Raw genomic sequence first — 18,076 nt, 5'->3', positions numbered from 1 at the left:
ACGACATGATCGGACTTGAGCATTACCTGACGGTAGCGGCGACGCTGTTTGTCATCGGCATCTTCGGGCTATTCCTGAATCGCAAGAACGTGATCATTCTGCTGATGAGCATCGAATTGATGCTGCTCGCGGTGAACATCAACCTCGTTGCTTTCTCCAGTTTCCTTGGTGATTTGACGGGGCAGGTCTTCACGCTCTTCGTGCTCACCGTCGCTGCGGCGGAGGCTGCCATCGGCCTCGCCATTCTGGTCTGTTTCTTCCGCAACCGTGGCTCGATCGCGGTGGAAGATGTCAACGTGATGAAGGGCTGAGGCAATGGAAACCACGATCCTATTCGCCCCGCTGCTGGGTGCCATCCTCTGCGGTTTCGGCTGGAAGATCATCGGTGAGAAGGCCGCCCAGTGGGTCGCCACGGGGCTGCTATTTCTTGCCGCCTTCCTGTCTTGGGTGGTTTTCCTAACGCTGGACGGCCCGACCGAGCAGATTCAGATTTTGCGCTTTATCGAAAGCGGCACGCTGAGCACGGATTGGGCGATCCGCCTGGACCGTCTGACCGCGATCATGCTGATCGTCATTACCACGGTGTCGAGCCTCGTACACCTCTATTCCTTCGGCTACATGGCCCATGACGAGAACTTCCGCGATAACGAAAGCTATCGCCCCCGGTTCTTCGCCTACCTGTCCTTCTTTACCTTCGCGATGTTGATGCTGGTGACAGCCGACAACCTCGTGCAGATGTTCTTTGGTTGGGAGGGCGTCGGTGTCGCTTCCTACCTGCTGATCGGTTTCTACTTCCGCAAGCCTTCTGCCAATGCCGCGGCGATGAAAGCCTTTGTCGTCAACCGGGTGGGGGACTTTGCCTTCCTGCTGGGCATCTTCGGCCTCTATATGCTGACGGATTCGATCCGCTTTGACGATATCTTTGCCGCAGCACCCGATTTGGCTGAGCAGACGGTGACTTTCCTGTGGAACGATTGGAACGCGGCGAACCTGATCGCCTTCCTGCTCTTCCTCGGCGCGATGGGTAAATCGGCGCAATTGTTCCTGCACACTTGGCTGCCCGACGCGATGGAAGGTCCGACACCTGTGTCGGCTCTGATCCACGCGGCGACCATGGTGACCGCGGGTGTCTTCCTCGTCTGCCGCATGTCGCCGGTGATGGAATTCGCGCCCGAGGCGATGGGTTTCGTCACCGTGATCGGCGCCACCACCGCCTTTGTCGCGGCGACCATTGGCTTGGTGCAAACCGACATCAAACGCGTCATCGCCTATTCGACCATGTCGCAGCTTGGCTATATGTTCGTGGCCGCAGGTGTGGGCATGTATTCGGCGGCGATGTTCCACCTCTTCACACACGCATTCTTCAAGGCGATGCTCTTCTTGGGCGCGGGCTCGGTCATCCATGCGATGCACCATGAGCAAGACATGACCAACTACGGCGGTCTGCGCAAAAAGATCCCCTATACCTTCTGGGCGATGATGATCGGCACGCTGGCGATCACCGGGGTCGGCATTCCGCTAACGCATATCGGTTTCGCGGGCTTCCTGTCGAAAGACGCGATCATCGAAAGCGCCTGGGGTGGTGGCTCAATGTATGGCTTCTGGCTGCTGGTGATCGCCGCTGCGATGACAAGCTTCTACAGCTGGCGTCTGATCTTCCTCACATTCTTTGGCGAGCCACGTGGCAACAAACATACGCATGAACACGCGCATGAAAGCCCGATGGTCATGCTGATCCCGCTTGGTGTTTTGGCGCTCGGGTCGGTCTTTGCCGGGATGGTCTGGTATGGCAGCTTCTTTGGTCATGCCGATCAAGTCGGCAAATTCTACGGCATCCCGATGGCTGAAATGGCCGAAGGCGGCGACGCTCATGTCGAAGGGGCCGAGGAGGATCATGGCGCCACGGGTCCGGTCGATGGCGACGACGGAGCCGAGGCGCTGGTCGAAGGCCATCAAGACGCGGGCGCGCATCACGAAAGCTTTGGCGGTGCGCCGGGCGAGGGGGCGCTGTACTTCGCGCCGGACAACCATGTGCTGGACGATGCCCATGCCGCTCCGACATGGGTCAAGGTTTCGCCCTTCATTGCGATGCTGGCTGGTCTGGTCATGGCGCTGTGGTTCTATATCTGGAGCCCCAGCGTGCCGGGACGGCTGGCGGCCAACCAACGCCCGCTTTACCTGTTCCTGAAAAATAAATGGTACTTTGATGAGGTCTACGACGTGATTTTCGTGCGTCCCGCCAAGACGATCGGCCGGTTCCTGTGGAAGCGCGGCGATGGCACTGTGATCGACGGCACGCTGAACGGCATCGCCATGGGGATCATCCCCTTCTTCACCCGCCTCGCGGGTAAGGCACAGACGGGTTATATCTTCACCTACGCCTTCGCGATGGTGATCGGGATCGCCGTTCTGGTGACATGGATGACGATGAGCGGAGGAGCGAACTGATGGATACGCATCTGCTTTCAATCATCACTTTCGTCCCGGCCTTTGCTGCGTTGATCCTTGCGGTCTTCCTGCGGGGCGACGATGCCGCCGCCGGGCGCAATGCGAAATGGCTGGCCTTCATCACCACAACGGTCACCTTCCTGATCTCGCTTTTTGTGTTGTTCGAGTTCGACCCCGCCAACACCGACTTCCAATTCGTGGATGAGGCCGACTGGCTGCTGGGCCTAAAATACCGCCTCGGCGTTGACGGTATCTCGATCCTTTTCGTGATGCTCACGACCTTCATGATGCCGCTGGTCATCGCGGCAAGCTGGAACGTCGAGCACCGCGTCAAGGAATACATGATCGCCTTTCTGCTCTTGGAGACGCTGATGCTCGGCGTATTCATGGCGCTGGATCTGGTGCTCTTCTACCTCTTCTTCGAAGCGGGTCTGATCCCGATGTTCCTGATCATCGGCATCTGGGGCGGGAAAGAGCGTATCTACGCGAGCTTTAAGTTCTTCCTTTACACCTTCCTCGGCTCGGTGCTGATGCTGGTGGCGATGGTGGCAATGTTTACTGAGGCGGGCACCACCTGCATCGGCGGCTGCGAGATCAGCCTGCTCACCCATAACTTCGGTTCCGAAAGCTTTGAGCTTCTGGGCATCCAAGTCGTCGGCGGCATGCAAACACTGATGTTCCTCGCCTTCTTTGCCAGCTTTGCAGTTAAGATGCCGATGTGGCCGGTCCACACATGGCTGCCCGACGCCCACGTTCAGGCGCCTACAGCCGGTTCCGTCGTGCTTGCGGCGATCTTGCTGAAAATGGGCGGCTACGGCTTCCTGCGGTTCAGCCTGCCGATGTTCCCCGTGGGCGCAGAGGTAATGACGCCGCTGATCTTGTGGATGTCGGCCATCGCCATCGTCTATACCTCGCTGGTGGCGCTGGTGCAGCAGGACATGAAAAAGCTGATCGCCTATTCCTCGGTCGCGCATATGGGTTTCGTGACCATGGGTATCTTTGCTGCCAACCAGCAAGGCATCGATGGTGCGATCTTCCAGATGATTAGCCACGGCTTCATCTCTGGCGCGCTCTTCCTTAGCGTTGGCGTGATCTATGACCGTATGCACACCCGTGAGATCGATGCCTACGGTGGTCTGGTGAACCGGATGCCGGCCTATGCAATGGTCTTCATGTTCTTCACCATGGCGAACGTGGGCCTGCCGGGCACATCTGGGTTCGTGGGTGAATTCCTGACGCTGATGGCCACCTTCCAAGTGAACACTTGGGTGGCGGCTGTGGCGACCACAGGGGTGATCTTCTCGGCGGCCTATGCACTCTGGCTCTATCGCCGCGTGGTGATGGGCGACCTGATCAAGGAAAGCCTTAAAGCGATTACCGATATGACCGCGCGTGAGAAATGGATCATTGCCCCGCTGGTGGCGATGACCCTGATCCTGGGCGTCTACCCGGCACTGGTGCTGGATATGATCGGGCCGTCGGTGGCTGCTCTCGTTGACAATTACGACATGGCGCTGGAGGCGGCAGAGGCCGCTGTGCAGACCGCCGATGCCTCGCATTAAGAAGGACTTGGCGCATGATTTCCGCTGATCTGAACATCATTCTGCCCGAGATTGTGCTTGCGGGGTTTGCCCTGCTTGGCCTTCTTGGCGCGGTCTATACGTCGAAAGACAAGGCCGCCGGGGTGCTCGTCTGGGTGACCGCGGTGGTGATGGTACTGCTGGCCGGTTGGGTGGCCATGTCGGGTGACGGCTCCACCAACATCGCCTTCCACGGCATGTTCATCGACGACAGTTTCGCGCGCTTTGCCAAAGTGGCGATCCTGCTGTCGGCGGCGGCTGTGTTGGTTATGTCGGAAAGCTATATGAAACTGCGCGGTTTGCTGCGGTTTGAGTATCCCATTCTGGTCTCGCTGGCGGTTGTCGGCATGATGGTGATGGTCAGCGCGGGCGACTTGATGGCGCTGTACATGGGGTTGGAATTGCAATCCCTTGCGCTTTACGTTGTCGCCTCGCTCCGCCGCGACTCGGTCAAATCGACCGAAGCGGGCCTGAAGTATTTTGTGCTTGGCGCACTCAGTTCGGGTCTGCTGCTTTACGGTGCATCGCTTGTCTATGGCTACGCTGGGACCACGGCTTTCGCTGGAATCATTACCACCGCGCAAACCGGGGAAACCTCGCTGGGGCTGCTCTTTGGTCTGGTATTCCTGATCTCGGGCCTCGCTTTCAAAGTCTCCGCCGTGCCCTTCCACATGTGGACACCGGACGTCTATGAGGGCGCGCCGACCCCGATTGCGGCCTTCTTTGCCACCGCGCCCAAGGTCGCCGCTATGGGTCTGTTCGCACGGGTGATGCATGACGCCTTCGGCCAAATCGTCAGCGACTGGAGCCAGATCGTGGCGCTGCTGTCGGTGCTGTCGATGTTCTTTGGCTCTGTCGCCGCGATCGGCCAGACCAACATCAAACGTCTGATGGCCTTTTCGTCGATTGCCCACATGGGCTATGCGCTGATGGGCTTGGCTGCGGGCACGGCCTTTGGCGTGCAGGCGATGCTGGTCTATATGGCGATTTATGTGACGATGAACCTCGGGACCTTCGCCTTTATTCTGCTGATGCAGAAAGACGGCGCGCCGGTGACCGATATCACCATGCTCAACATGTATGCCAAGACCAATCCGGGCCGGGCGCTGGCGATGCTGGTGCTGCTGTTCAGCCTTGCCGGTGTGCCGCCGATGCTGGGTTTCTTCGGCAAGTTCTATGTCCTGCGCGCGGCCTATGACGCCAATATGGCATGGCTCGCGGTGGCGGGCGTGATCGCCAGTGTGATCGGCGCTTATTACTACCTGCGGATCGTCTTCTACATGTACTTTGGCGAAGAGCGTTCTGACACACTGGATCACCAGAACGGTGGCGTGCTGACTGTGGTGTTGATGGCCTCTGCCGTCATCATGATCGTCGGTATCGCGAATATGTTCGGTGTCGAAGGCATGGCCGCCTCGGCCGCGGCGTCACTGGTGAACTGAGCGGTGCGGCGCAAGACGGGCCGGACCACCGCATGATTCCTTGGCCGGAAGGCTATGGGCGGCGCGTCTATGACACGCTTGATTCCACCCTCTCAGAGGCGGCGCGGTTACAGCAAGAGCTGACCGCGCCGACTTGGATTCTGGCGTTGGAACAGACCGCCGCCCGGGGCCGGCGGGGTCGAAGCTGGACCACCCCGCGCGGCAATTTCGCGGCCACTTTGATGATGCCCCGCAAGGAGCCACCGGGCGTTGCCGCGCTGCGGTCCTTCGTGACGTCGCTGGCGCTCTTCCGCGCCTTTGTTGCGGTGACCGGTCGCGAGGATGCCTTTGCGTTGAAATGGCCGAATGACGTGCTGCTGCGCGGTGGCAAGGTGGCAGGGATCCTTCTGGAAAGCGTCGGCGATCATCTCGCGATTGGGATCGGCGTGAACCTTGCCCATGCACCGGAGGCGAGTACGCTTGAGGCACGCGCCTTGCCTGCTGTAACGCTGCGCGAGGCGGGGGCCAATGTGGCCGCCGAAGACTTCCTTAACATCCTTGCGCAAGAATATGCCGGTCTGGAAGATCAATTCACCACTTATGGTTTCGCCACGATCCGCAGCGCATGGCTTGCCCATGCCGCGCGGTTGGGAGAGGTCATCACCGCCCGCACGATGCGCGATGAGATCACCGGCGTTTTCGAAGATGTAGACAGCGCAGGCAATCTGATCCTGCGCACCCGCGACGGCGCGGTGCCCATCACCGCAGCGGACGTGTTTTTCTAAATTCGGGGGAGGGAGGCACCATGCTTCTGGCAATTGATTGCGGCAACACCAACACGGTTTTCTCGATCTGGGACGGGAAAGAGTTCATCGCCACTTGGCGCACCTCGACCGATTGGAAACGCACGGCGGATCAATATTACGTTTGGCTTAACACGCTAATTCGGTTGCGAAATATCGAGGCTGATATCACCGATATGATTATCAGCTCCACCGTGCCACGCGTGGTGTTTAACCTGCGCGTTCTCGCCGATCGCTACTTTAACACCCGGCCCTTCGTGGTGGGCAAACCGGGCTGCGACCTGCCGATTGACGTGCGCGTCGATGCGGGCACGCAGGTGGGGCCGGACCGGTTGGTGAACACTGTGGCGGGCTTTGACCTCTATGGCGGTGATCTGATCGTCGTGGACTTTGGCACTGCCACAACCTTTGACGTCGTGGCCGATGATGGGGCCTATATCGGGGGTGTGATTGCACCGGGGGTGAACCTCAGCCTTGAGGCGCTGCATAACGCTGCCGCAGCTCTCCCGCATATCGATATATCAAAGCCGCAGAACGTCATCGGCACGAATACGGTGGCCTGCATGCAGTCCGGTGTCTTTTGGGGTTATGTCGGACTGGTTCGTGAGATATGTGAGCGGATAAGGGCGGAACGTGCGAGACCCATGCGCGTTATTGCCACGGGGGGTCTGGCACCGCTGTTTCAGCAGGCAGTCGACCTGTTCGATGATTATCAAGATGAACTCACGATGCACGGGCTGACCGTGATCCACGATTATAATAAGGACAAAGCTGAATAATATGAGCAGCGAACGATTTATCTATCTGCCCCTCGGTGGGGCGGGTGAAATTGGCATGAACGCCTATGTCTACGGCTACGGCAAACCCGGCAAAGAGCGGCTGATCGTCGTCGACCTTGGTGTCGCTTTTCCGGATATGGACAGCACCCCAGGCGTGGACCTGATCCTGCCTGACATCACATGGCTGAAGAAACGGCGCGATCAGATCGAAGCGATCTTCATCACCCACGCCCACGAAGACCACATCGGTGCGGTCGCCCATTCCTATGAGGCGCTCAAGGCACCGATCTATGCGCGTGCCTTTACCGCGAACATCGCGCGTCGCAAGATGTCAGAGCATGGCCATCCAGAGGATGCGATCACGACGGTGGGCAAGTGGCCCGAGCAGATCAAAGCCGGCCCCTTCACCGTCGGCTTCCTGCCGATCTCGCATTCGATCCCTGAATCCTCTGCCATGGTCATCGACACGCCCGAGGGGCGCACGATCCACTCGGGTGACTTTAAGATCGACCGCACGCCCGGCGTTGGCGAAGCCTTTGACGACGCCCTTTGGGCCGAGGTCTGCAAGGATGGGGTCAACGCGCTGGTTTGCGACAGTACCAATGTCTTCTCCAGCCACCCTGGCCGTTCGGAAGCCACCGTTGGCCCCGAGATCGAAAAGCTGGTCAGCAGCGCCGAAGGCATGGTCATCGCGACGACCTTTGCCTCGAACGTGGCGCGGGTAAAAACACTGGCAGAGGCCGGCGCACGGGCAGGGCGATCGATTGTACTGCTGGGCCGGGCGATGAACCGCATGGTCGAAGCCTCAATTCAGACCGGGGTGATGAAAGACTTCCCGCCGGTCATCTCTCCCGAAAATGCCCGCGCCATCCCGCGCGAGAACCTGATGCTGCTGGTCACCGGCAGCCAAGGTGAACGCCGCGCGGCCTCTGCGCAGTTGGCACGGGGGAAGTATCAGGGCATCGAGTTGAAAGAGGGCGATCTGTTCCTCTTTTCCTCAAAGACCATCCCGGGCAATGAGCGCGGCGTCATCAGCATTATCAACCAATTCTCTGAAAAGGGCGTTGATGTGGTGGATGATTCCTCGGGCCTCTACCACGTCTCGGGCCACGCCAACCGCCCCGATCTGGAAACGCTGCACGCCATTGTCAAACCGCAGGTTCTGATCCCGATGCACGGCGAGCACCGTCACCTGCGCGAGCACGTGAAGATTGCCGATGCAAAGGGCATCACCGGCGTTCTGGCGGTGAACGGCATGATGATTGACCTGTCAGGCAACAAACCCAAAGTGGTTGAGCATGTCGATACGGGCCGCATGTACCTTGACGGTTCTGTGCAGGTCGGCGCCCTTGATGGGGTGATCCGCGACCGTATTCGCATGGCGTTGAACGGTCATGCGACCGTGACGATGATCCTTGACGCGGATGATGAGCCCTTGGGCGATCCATGGGTCGATCTAATGGGCCTGCCCGAAACAGGCCGGTCGAACGCGCCGCTGGTGGATGTGCTGGAGCAAGACCTCAGCCAATGGCTGAACCGTCAAAAGGCCGCCACGCTGCGGGATGATGACAAGCTGAACGACGGCCTGAAAAAGGTCGCGCGTCAGTCGTCTTATGACGAGATTGGCAAAAAGCCCGAAGTCACCGTGGTGGTCAGCCGTCTGAGCTGACCTCCTCCCCACCGCTGCACATATAGACCGCGCCGCCCACCGCGACCACGCTTACCCCCGTGGCCGCAAGGGCGGCGGGGGTCGACAACGCGGTGGCCAGCGTTGTGCCTGTGGTCGCCAAATTGGCGCTTAGGGCCGACGCCCCTCCGGTCAGAATGAACGCCCCAGACTTATGCGCTACAGCGCGTAGGTTTTCTGGCTGGCTAAGTGTGTCCACCGCAGAGCGTGCAATGCTTTTGCTAATGTCCACGGTCTCATCTTTGGTCGTGTTCACCCGTTCGCAAAACGTCTTTTTACAATAGCCACGATAGTTCCGCTCTCCCGGGATTAGAAAATGCCCGTCCTCCGCTGTGGCGGTCAGGCAATAGCCGTTGATCTGGTCCAGCGGCACTGTGGTTGCAAGATAGTCGAACAACACCCCGCTGTTGCAAGCGGGCGGCGCGCCCCAAAGGCTGCTCCATTTCCGTGCGGGCCAATTCATCAGCCGCTCACGCGTGCCGACCTCATCCGCGAAATTGGCGAAATTCTCGGCTTCGACGACGACTTCGGCCCCGTTAACCACGGCGCGGCATCGCTCGGCGCTGGCGGGGGTGGCCAGAAGGGCGGTCAGAGTGAGGGCAAGGGTGGCAAGGGCAGGGCGCAGCATGATGGTCCTATCAGAGATGGTCTAAGTCTCACATAGCACAGACGAAAAAGCCGCCAATCCCGGCTGGGATCGGCGGCGAATTCATGCCAGCGAATGGGCTGGTTCAGATCCGTTCGCGAAAGCTCAAACCGATGAAATCAGGCGTGTGATCGCCCAGACCGACAACGCGGTTGTCATTGCCGCCGCGCTTGTCGTTCCGGCCCCGCCCACGCGGGGTTCTGTCATTATTGCCGCCGCCACGCTGTGCTTTGCGTTCGTCCTGCATTGGCGCAGGCTGCGCCTCGGGCTTAGGCGGGTCTTTGGGCGCTTCGGCTTGGGGCTGCTTGTCCTCGGCTGGTTTCTCGACGGCGGTCTTCTCGGCACGCGGGGCGTCGGACTTGCGGCTGCGCGAGCGGGTGCGCTTGGGCTTGTCGTCGGTCTTGGCCGGTGCTTCGGCGGTGGCCTCTTCAGCGACAGGCACGTCGGCTTGCAGCGGATTCTCCAGCCGTGGGATCTCTTTTTGCACCAGACGCTCAACGTCTTCGAAATTCTTCTCGTCGCGTGGCACGCAGATCATGATTGCTTTGCCATCGCGGCCGGCACGGCCTGTCCGACCAATCCGGTGCACGTAATCCTCGGCGTGGCTGGGCACGTCGAAGTTGAACACATGGCTCACGCTTGGCACATCAAGCCCGCGCGCCGCCACGTCAGAGGCAATAAGGAAGCGCAGCTCACCGTTGCGGAAGCCTTCCAACGTTTTGGTCCGCTGGCTTTGATCCAGATCGCCGTGAATAGGAGCCGCGTCGTAGCCGTATTTTTTCAATGACTTGGCGACGGTATCCACATCCATCTTGCGATTGCAAAAGATGATCGCGTTGGTGCATTTTTCGCCTTCGGCGTCGATCAGCAACCGCAGCAGCTTGCGCTTTTCGGTGGCTTCACGGTCCTTGCGAGAGGCTTTGAACATCACCACGCCTTGGGTGATATTCTCGCTTGTTGTCGCCTGACGGGCCACTTCGATCCGCTCGGGATTGCTGAGGAATGTATTGGTGATCCGCTCAATCTCGGGCGCCATGGTGGCGGAGAAGAACAGCGTCTGGCGGGTAAAAGGCGTGAGGCCAAAGATGCGCTCAATGTCCGGGATAAAGCCCATGTCGAGCATCCGGTCAGCTTCGTCGACGACCATGACTTTGACGTCAGACAGGATCAGCTTGCCACGCTCGAAATGGTCCAGCAGGCGGCCCGGCGTGGCGATCAGCACGTCGACGCCCTTGTCGATCAGCTTGTCTTGCTCCTTAAAGCTCACGCCGCCGATCAGCAGCGCTTTGGTGAGCTTAAGGTGCTTGGAGTAGGTATCGAAGTTTTCAGCAACCTGCGCTGCCAATTCCCGCGTGGGGCAGAGCACGAGGCTGCGCGGCATCCGCGCACGAGCGCGGCCACGGGCGAGCAGCGAAAGCATCGGCAGCGTAAAGCTGGCGGTCTTGCCGGTGCCGGTCTGAGCGATGCCCAAGACGTCGCGGCCTTCGAGAGCGGGGGGAATAGCGCCCGCTTGAATGGGTGTGGGCGATTCGTAGCCAGCCTCTTCAATAGCTTTGAGGACCTTGGCATTCAGGTTTAGATCGGTAAATTTTGTCATGTGCGTCCGGGTTGAGCGGACACTGACTTGGCCCGCGGCAGCAATACAAGCCGGCCCGAATGGCCCAAGGGGCGGCATTTGCCGCGGCATGTTGCGAAAGCGCATAACAAGTTGTGGCTCAGCCGTCAAACACTTGACCTCTCAGGCGCTTAACTTGCGAATTGGCGCGACACCTTTGCATCAAGGTTTAAATTGATGAGGCGCAGCAGACCTTTGGCATTAAGAGCCGCCCGCAGCTCGGGGGTGTCGGCGCAGACCTCATCAAAAAAGGCACGCAGGCCCGGCTCGCCCCCTTCGGATTCGATCATTGAAAAGAGTTCATGCATCGACAGCCCACCGCGGTCACGGGGCCTGTTGGGCGCCAGATCAGCGCGGTAAGAGCCTTTCTCCAAACGGTAGCGATAGGCGGTCAGCCACTCCGGCCAACTTTTGGTGTGCAGATGCGCCAGATCAATGCCGGGCTGCTGCTCTGGCCCGTCGACGATCGCATCGTCTTGAAAGACGTTGTGGATCTGGACCCGAATGCTAACCATACCGGTCCGCGCAAAGACCTTTCCGGCGAGATGGCTGAGAAAGCCGCCTTTGATATAATTGCCATAGGTCGGATAGAGATCGGACACGATCTGCGCGCGTTTCGGGCCGTTCGGGATGAAGGCCTTGAAGGCCGTGGCATCCCCCGACAGCGCCTCCATCGGGCGGATGCGGGCAATTTTCTGTTCCATTGGCAGCTCGGCCAACACCTCGCCCACGGGGCGATCCGCGACCAAAAACTCGTCGACATCCATGTGGATCAGCCAATCCACGTCATCCGCGCGGTGATAGGCGTGGGTGGCATTATGGCTCTGGCGCACCTGATGTTTCTGCGGGCGCTTACCGCAGAGTTTTTGCCAATAGGCATCATCGCAGGTGATCACGCGTATCTTTGGATGGGCCTTGAGGGATGCAAATGCGTCGGGGTTTTCAGCGTCAAGATAAAGGTAGAGCCGATGCGCCCCTGCTTCGAGGTGGTAGGCGGCAAAGCGTCGTATCTCATCTGCGGGGGCCAAGATCGTGGCGACAAGGCCCCATTTTGTCGTCGTCGTCTTCATTGCATCTCCCCGGCTGAGATCAGCATGCCATTATCGACCGCGAAATCAAGGCTTTCTGCCTGTGCCGAGGGGTTGCGTCAGACCATCATTTCCTTGGTCGCGGTCAGCTTTACATCCGGGTAATCGCGCTCAACCCGGTCGATATCCCATTGCAGCCGGGTCAAGTAAACGATGTCTCCATCGTGGTCATGGGCGATGTGCTGTTTGTTGGCTTCGGTAAACTTATCAACGGCTTGTTTCGTGCCGTTCACCCAGCGAGCCGAGGTGAATTGCGACGGCTCAAACCGCACCGGCAGCCCGTATTCCAACTCGATCCGGCTGGCGAGCACTTCAAACTGCAACTGGCCCACAACGCCCACGACAAAACCCGAGCCGATGGAGGGCTTGAACACTTTCGCGGCACCTTCTTCGGCAAATTGCATCAGCGCTTTCTCAAGATGTTTCGCTTTCAACGGATCGCCCGCACGTACTGATTGCAGCAGTTCCGGCGCGAAGGAGGGGATACCGCTGACGCGCAGCGCTTCGCCTTGGGTCAGCGTGTCACCGATGCGCAGCTGCCCGTGGTTGGGGATGCCGATGATGTCACCGGCCCAAGCCTCTTCGGCCAATTCGCGGTCGGAGGCGAGGAACATGACAGGGTTGGAGATTGTCATCGGTTTTTTCGTGCGCACATGGGTCATTTTCATGCCGCGCTCGAAATGACCCGAGGCGAGGCGGACAAAGGCCACACGGTCGCGGTGTTTCGGGTCCATGTTCGCCTGCACCTTGAAGACAAAGCCGGAAACCTTTGTTTCTTCTGGCAAAATCTGGCGCGGCGTGGCGGCTTGGATCTGTGGCTCCGGCCCGTATTTGGCGATGCCCTCCATCAACTCGCGCACGCCGAAGGAGTTGATGGCAGAGCCGAACCAAATCGGCGTCAGCGTCCCTTCGTGCATCGCTTTGAGGTCCAGAGGCGGCAGCAGTTCACGCGCCATTTCCAAATCTTCGCGCAGCTTTTCCAGCAGGGCGGCGGGGACGTGCTGTTCAAGTTTGGGATCGTCCAAACCTTCGATCTTGATGCTGTCAGCCACACGGTTCCGGTCGGCGCGGTCCATCAGTTCCAGACGGTCGCGCAGCATGTCATAACAACCGACGAAATCGCGGCCCACGCCGATGGGCCAGCTTGCCGGTGTCACGTCAATGGCGAGGTTCTCTTGGATTTCGTCAATAATTTCAAAAGTGTCGCGGCTCTCGCGGTCCATCTTGTTACAGAAGGTCAGGATCGGCAGATCGCGCATCCGGCAGACTTCAAAGAGTTTCTGCGTCTGGCTTTCCACACCCTTTGCGCCGTCGATCACCATCACGGCGGCATCCACGGCTGTCAGCGTTCGGTAGGTGTCTTCGGAAAAGTCCGAGTGGCCAGGTGTGTCGACGAGGTTGAACCGGTAGTTGGTGTCGCCACTGTGGAAATCGAACGACATGGCCGAGGCCGAGACCGAAATCCCCCGGTCCTTTTCCATCGCCATAAAGTCCGAGCGCGTGCGCCGTGCCTCGCCCTTGGCGCGCACTTGGCCAGCCATCTGAATGGCCCCGCCGAACAGCAGGAACTTTTCAGTTAGCGTGGTCTTGCCCGCGTCAGGGTGGCTGATGATCGCAAAGGTGCGACGGCGCGCGATCTCGGCGGGCAGGGCGGGGCGGTTTTGCGGCGTGTCCAACATCCGCCCCATATAGGCTGCGCCGCGACCGGGCGCAATCTGGGCATTGCTGCGAATCGACAGCGGGCCTAGCATGAGAACATAAGTGGTACATGGAGGGATTTGCGATGGAACTGAAAGAGATTGCTCAAGAGTTGGTTAACGGCTGCCGTGCCGGTGCCGCTAAGGTGCGCGAGAACCTAGATAAATTGTATGCCGAGGATGCCGTTTCGGTAGAGGCCGCCGATATGGGCGGGCAGGGGCGCGAGACGCATGGCATCAAGGCGATCCACGGCAAACACGACTGGTGGGAAAACGCGATGGAGGAACATGCAACCGAAGTTTCTGGCCCGTTTTATTTCGGCGATGAGCAGTTCAGCGCGTTCTTCAAGGTCGACGCCACCGACAAGCAGAGCGGTGACCGCTTTCAGATGGAAGAGATCGGCGTTTACCACGTGAAGAACGGCAAAATCGTGCGAGAAGAGTTTCACTACGCCGTTGAGGCCCCCTAACGGGTTGAGGCTTTTCTCAGCAGCGCCGCCGCATCGTGGCGGTTGAGCAGCGCCTCGGCCAGATCAAGCCCGGCATGGGGCAGATTGGAATGGCCGGGGATCACCTCGCCCAAGGCTGCGGCCATTTCCGGCGGTAGGACCGAGCGGGTGCGGCTGTCGACCAGCATGGATTCGGCAGCAATCCCCTCGGCATAGATGATCTGGTGTCCGTCAAAGAGCAGTTGGAAGTAGTCGACAAAGCCGCCGTCCTGCACCGTCACGCTGTCACCATTGACCAGATGCCGCGCTTTCACGAGCAGTTCCGACCGGCCCGCGCCCATCTCATCACTGCGTTGATAGATGAAAAGCCGGTGGTCGGGGCTGACGATCAGGTCATGCTCGTTGTTCAGCGTGCCTGCGCGAATGCAGATCGGAGCGAAATCGCCCACCGCGCGCAGGGTGCTCTGGCCAATCCAGCGTAGGGTCTGAACGCCGTCGTCGCGGGTTAGGATACGGTCACCGATACGGAGGTCTTCGATGCGCCGCAGCTCTCCGGTGCTGAGCGAGATATGGGTGCCGCGTGTGAAGGACACGCAGGCGAGTTGGCCGAATTTCTGCTGCGCAGTTTGGGTATCAATCCCAACAATGCGGTAGCCCGTTTGCGGGGTCAGCGGCCCCAGTGGCAAGAGGTAAACCTCAGCGGCGCGCCCTTGGCCATCTACCTCGACCAGCAGGAGCGCCTCTTGGGTCTGACCGTCGGGCGACATCAGTGTGAGCAGGCTGTCGAGATGCAGGTCTGCACCGGGGCTGCCCACGCCGGTATCCTCGGCAAGCTGCAATTGATCCCCCGGCAGGGTCAGCAGAGACAGGCGCAACGGCTCGGCCGCACGGTCCAGCTCATAGACATCATCCAGCACCAATTCAGCGGCAAAAGACAGCGTATCGCCCATATTCGCCCCATCGGTCGCGCGGAGTTGTTCGGCGCGATAGACGGCAATGCTCTGGGCGGGGGCGGGGCGGGTGCGGGACATGACGGGCCTTTGGTTCAGGGGCTTTCGCCAGCGGGATAAGGTAGAATTGTGGCCCACATGGGTCAAGGCTCGGGTGATTTGCTGGCATTGGCCGCAGGGCGTGGTAGGCATATGCAAATGCATAGGAGGAATCGCATAATGGATTTGGGAATTAAAGGTAAGAAGGCGCTGGTATGTGCCTCGTCCAAAGGGCTTGGCCTTGGCTGCGCCGAAGCGCTTGCGGCGGCAGGGGTCAACCTTGTGATGAACGCACGCGGCGCCGAGGCGCTTGAGGCGTCGGCAGAACGTATCCGTCAGGACTATGGCGTCGAAGTCGTCACCGTGGCGGCGGATGTGGCCACCGAAGAGGGTCAGGCGCTGGTCATCAAGGCCGCCGAGGGCTGTGACATCCTCGTCAACAACGCGGGCGGCCCCCCTCCGGGCATGTGGCATGACTGGGACCGCGAAGATTTCATCAAGGCGCTCGACGCGAATATGTTGGCCCCCATCGCGCTGATCAAAGCGCTGGTGCCGGGCATGATGGACCGTGGCTGGGGCCGGGTGGTCAACATCACCAGCCAATCCGTGCGCGCGCCGATTGGCGTGCTGGGCCTCAGCAACTCGGCCCGGACCGGGCTTACCGGCTATGTTGCGGGCACTTCGCGTCAGGTGGCGGGCAAGGGGGTCACGATCAACAACCTTTTGCCGGGCATTCACGCCACCGACCGCGCGGATTCGCTGGATGCGGGTGTGGTTAAGGCCAAGGGCATCACGCTGGAGGAGGCCCGCGCCGAGCGGCAGGCTGGCATTCCCGCAGGCCGCTATGGCACGCGCGAAGAGTTCGGCGCGGCTTGTGCGTTCCTCTGTTCGCAGCACGCGGGCTTTATCGTGGGCCAGAACCTGCTGCTGGACGGCGGCGGCACCAACATCACAATGTAAGCAGAGAAGGGGGCCGAAATGGTAATAAAAGCCGCAGCGCTGCTGGTCGGCCTCTTCGCCACTTCGGCCAGCGCCCAAGACCTGCTGCCGCGCTATGAGGCGGCGCAGGTCGCGCTGGACGGGCGGATGCTGAGCGTGATGGGAAGTGATCCTGCCAAGGCCCGTTGGAGCCCCGAGCGGCGCGGCAAATCTGCCTGTGCGTTGGCCGAACTCGAACGACTGCGCGGCCGCCCCGTGGCCGAGGCCTATGTGCGCGAGGTTGAGTATGCCATCGGTGAAGCACACAGACTGACCCGCGCGGCGGACTTTGGCGGATTGGCGGCGCGGATCCATCGCAATGCGGGGATTCGCTTTCAGCGTGATCTGGTGCCAATCACCCGCAAATGCGGGATCGGGCTTTAGCGAGGATTGATCCGGCGGCATGGCGGAGGCAGGCCCTTGCCACGCCGCCGGGCCATCACATTTCTGACAGCGTGTGTTTCGGGACTAGCCCACTTCAAGCCGCGCGGCTAACGCTAAAGGGGTTGTCTCACCGAAAGGGCCTGCCCGATGCAAAGCACCGTTTTAATTGTTCTCTTCGCGGCTGTCATCCTTGCCAGCCTGCTTGTCGCGCCGCGCCGTGCCACAATCGAAGGGTTCTTTGGCGGGGCCAATGCGGCGGGCCGCGCGCCGGGACTTTGGGTGCTGGTGCTGAGCCAAGTTACCACGTGGATTTTCGCCCGCAGCCTGATGAACGCGGCGATCTTGGGCTATTTCTACGGTATCGCAGGCACACTGGCCTATGCGGCCTATTACGGATCGTTCCTGACGGGCGGCTATATCGTCGGCCACCTGCGCCGCGGCGGGGCGCGCTCGGTGCAGGACTGGCTGGGCGGGCATTTCGGCCGTTCGGGCACGGCGGCCTATAACCTCGTGATCGGGCTGCGGTTGCTGTCAGAGGTTTTTGCCAATCTGCTGGTCGTCGCGCTGATTTTCGAGGCCGTCTGGCCGGGGTCTGGCACGCTGGCGGTGCTGATCGTCGCGGCTTTGGGCTTTGGCTATTCGGCATGGGGCGGGCTGTCTGCCGCGCTGCGCACGGATGTGGTGCAGATGCTGGTTTTTCTTGTGGTCTTCGGCCTCGCGCTTGGCGCGCTCCTGCTTAGCCCAGGGTTTGAGCTTGGCGCAGTGCTGAGCGCGCCGGGCGTGTCGGGGCCGTATAACGGCTGGGTGCTTTTGGTTGTCGCGCTGCTGCAGGTCTTCTCTTACCCCGCCCACGATCCGGTGATGATGGACCGCGGTTTTCTAGCGGATGAAGCCACGACGCGGGCCTCCTTCCTCCATGCCTTTTGGATTTCGACCCTTTGCATCATCGGCTTTGGCTTTTTCGGCATCCAAGCCAGCCTCACCGGCGCGGCCTATGAGGGCGAGTTGATCGGCACATGGGGGCAGATGTTTCCGGGCTGGATTTTCGTGGCGCTGGTACTGTCGCTGCTGGTCTCCGCCCTCTCGACGCTCGATTCCGCGCTGGCCTCTGCCGCGCGGCTGATGGTCGAGGAGTGGCGCATCGCGCCGCGCAGCCTGATGGGCGGGCGGCTGGTGATGGCAGGGTTCATGATCCTCGGCGCGCTGCTGACGCTTTGGGGCAATGCCACGCTGTTTGACGCCGTGGCGGTCAGCGGGACGGCGTCGATGTTCCTCACTCCGGTGCTCTTGGTGGGGCTGGTGGCCGGACGGCGGATTGCGGTCTGGAGCTACCTTACTGCCTTCGCCGCCGCGATGCTGGGGGCGGCTGCCTATTTCGCGCGGGGCTGGGAACCTGTGGCGGCCCTTCTGCCGGAGGGGCATAAATATGAGCAATTGCTGGTAATCTGCGTGCTCGTCTTGATCGCTGGTTTCGCGGCGGTGCTTGCGGGGGCGCGACGGGGCTGATAGCTG

Annotated in this window: 16 protein-coding genes; 11 read left to right on the top strand and 5 right to left on the bottom strand. The window is 60.4% G+C overall.

Translation table 11 applies throughout. The features are described 5' to 3' along the window. Positions 1–5: 5 nt before the first annotated feature. The 7 genes from nuoK to ACSQ16_RS13585 are packed head-to-tail and all read left to right on the top strand — an operon-like array spanning position 6 to position 8,700. On the top strand, positions 6–311 hold the full coding sequence (nuoK, locus tag ACSQ16_RS13615; protein WP_007119508.1) for an NADH-quinone oxidoreductase subunit NuoK: 306 nt from the start codon (positions 6–8) through the stop codon (positions 309–311). Positions 312–315: 4 nt separating this feature from the next. After that, positions 316–2,448: an NADH-quinone oxidoreductase subunit L gene (gene nuoL / locus ACSQ16_RS13610; protein ID WP_243262757.1), complete on the top strand. Its 2,133-nt coding sequence runs from the start codon at positions 316–318 to the stop codon at positions 2,446–2,448. Further along, positions 2,448–4,010: an NADH-quinone oxidoreductase subunit M gene (locus ACSQ16_RS13605; RefSeq protein ID WP_243262758.1), complete on the top strand. Its 1,563-nt coding sequence runs from the start codon at positions 2,448–2,450 to the stop codon at positions 4,008–4,010. The genes nuoL and ACSQ16_RS13605 overlap by 1 nt, the downstream gene beginning before the upstream one ends. Before the next feature lie 14 nt (positions 4,011–4,024). Continuing rightward, positions 4,025–5,470, top strand: a complete 1,446-nt coding sequence (gene nuoN / locus ACSQ16_RS13600; RefSeq protein ID WP_243262759.1) for an NADH-quinone oxidoreductase subunit NuoN — start codon at positions 4,025–4,027, stop codon at positions 5,468–5,470. Positions 5,471–5,502: 32 nt separating this feature from the next. Continuing rightward, on the top strand, positions 5,503–6,234 hold the full coding sequence (locus tag ACSQ16_RS13595; RefSeq protein ID WP_243262760.1) for a biotin--[acetyl-CoA-carboxylase] ligase: 732 nt from the start codon (positions 5,503–5,505) through the stop codon (positions 6,232–6,234). A 20-nt stretch (positions 6,235–6,254) separates the two neighbouring features. Further along, on the top strand, positions 6,255–7,031 hold the full coding sequence (locus ACSQ16_RS13590; protein ID WP_243262761.1) for a type III pantothenate kinase: 777 nt from the start codon (positions 6,255–6,257) through the stop codon (positions 7,029–7,031). A gap of 1 nt (position 7,032) precedes the next feature. Next, positions 7,033–8,700, top strand: a complete 1,668-nt coding sequence (locus ACSQ16_RS13585) for a ribonuclease J (protein ID WP_243262762.1) — start codon at positions 7,033–7,035, stop codon at positions 8,698–8,700. Here the strand turns inward: ACSQ16_RS13585 and ACSQ16_RS13580 are convergent. From ACSQ16_RS13580 to ACSQ16_RS13565, 4 genes are all read right to left on the bottom strand, one after another. Then, the gene (locus tag ACSQ16_RS13580; protein WP_243262763.1) at positions 8,684–9,346 is read right to left on the bottom strand and encodes a hypothetical protein; all 663 of its coding nucleotides are present in this window, start codon (positions 9,344–9,346) and stop codon (positions 8,684–8,686) included. The two genes, ACSQ16_RS13585 and ACSQ16_RS13580, sit on opposite strands and share 17 nt — an antisense overlap. A 103-nt stretch (positions 9,347–9,449) precedes the next feature. Next, positions 9,450–10,961 (bottom strand): DEAD/DEAH box helicase, encoded by a 1,512-nt coding sequence (locus ACSQ16_RS13575; RefSeq protein WP_243262764.1) that lies wholly within the window; start codon positions 10,959–10,961, stop codon positions 9,450–9,452. Positions 10,962–11,110: 149 nt separating this feature from the next. After that, complete coding sequence (locus tag ACSQ16_RS13570; protein ID WP_243262765.1) at positions 11,111–12,049, bottom strand: glycosyltransferase family 2 protein; 939 nt, start codon at positions 12,047–12,049, stop codon at positions 11,111–11,113. A 77-nt stretch (positions 12,050–12,126) separates the two neighbouring features. Next, positions 12,127–13,746 (bottom strand): peptide chain release factor 3, encoded by a 1,620-nt coding sequence (locus ACSQ16_RS13565; protein WP_243263145.1) that lies wholly within the window; start codon positions 13,744–13,746, stop codon positions 12,127–12,129. Positions 13,747–13,850: 104 nt separating this feature from the next. Here ACSQ16_RS13565 and ACSQ16_RS13560 point away from each other — a divergent pair, with 104 nt between their 5' ends. Then, positions 13,851–14,234 (top strand): SnoaL-like domain-containing protein, encoded by a 384-nt coding sequence (locus tag ACSQ16_RS13560; protein ID WP_243262766.1) that lies wholly within the window; start codon positions 13,851–13,853, stop codon positions 14,232–14,234. On the opposite strand, the gene ACSQ16_RS13555 is transcribed toward ACSQ16_RS13560, so the two are convergent. Continuing rightward, on the bottom strand, positions 14,231–15,244 hold the full coding sequence (locus ACSQ16_RS13555; RefSeq protein WP_243262767.1) for a Hint domain-containing protein: 1,014 nt from the start codon (positions 15,242–15,244) through the stop codon (positions 14,231–14,233). The two genes, ACSQ16_RS13560 and ACSQ16_RS13555, sit on opposite strands and share 4 nt — an antisense overlap. A 138-nt stretch (positions 15,245–15,382) precedes the next feature. Between ACSQ16_RS13555 and ACSQ16_RS13550 the strand changes: the two genes are divergently transcribed. The 3 genes from ACSQ16_RS13550 (at position 15,383) to ACSQ16_RS13540 (ending at position 18,070) form a co-directional block, all read left to right on the top strand. Continuing rightward, positions 15,383–16,162: an SDR family oxidoreductase gene (locus ACSQ16_RS13550; protein ID WP_243262768.1), complete on the top strand. Its 780-nt coding sequence runs from the start codon at positions 15,383–15,385 to the stop codon at positions 16,160–16,162. An 18-nt stretch (positions 16,163–16,180) separates the two neighbouring features. Continuing rightward, positions 16,181–16,564 carry a hypothetical protein gene (locus tag ACSQ16_RS13545; RefSeq protein WP_243262769.1) on the top strand — a complete coding sequence of 128 codons (384 nt, stop codon included), beginning with the start codon at positions 16,181–16,183 and terminating at the stop codon, positions 16,562–16,564. A gap of 147 nt (positions 16,565–16,711) precedes the next feature. Beyond that, positions 16,712–18,070, top strand: coding sequence for a sodium:proline symporter (locus tag ACSQ16_RS13540; protein WP_243262770.1), 1,359 nt, complete (start codon positions 16,712–16,714; stop codon positions 18,068–18,070). The last annotated feature ends 6 nt before the right edge of the window (positions 18,071–18,076 follow it).

The sequence above is a fragment of the Sulfitobacter sp. SH24 genome, from assembly GCF_965641895.1.
Taxonomy (GTDB): domain Bacteria; phylum Pseudomonadota; class Alphaproteobacteria; order Rhodobacterales; family Rhodobacteraceae; genus Sulfitobacter; species Sulfitobacter dubius.
The sequence above is the reverse complement of the archived record's forward strand: the minus strand, read 5'-3'. Positions and strand labels throughout refer to the sequence as shown.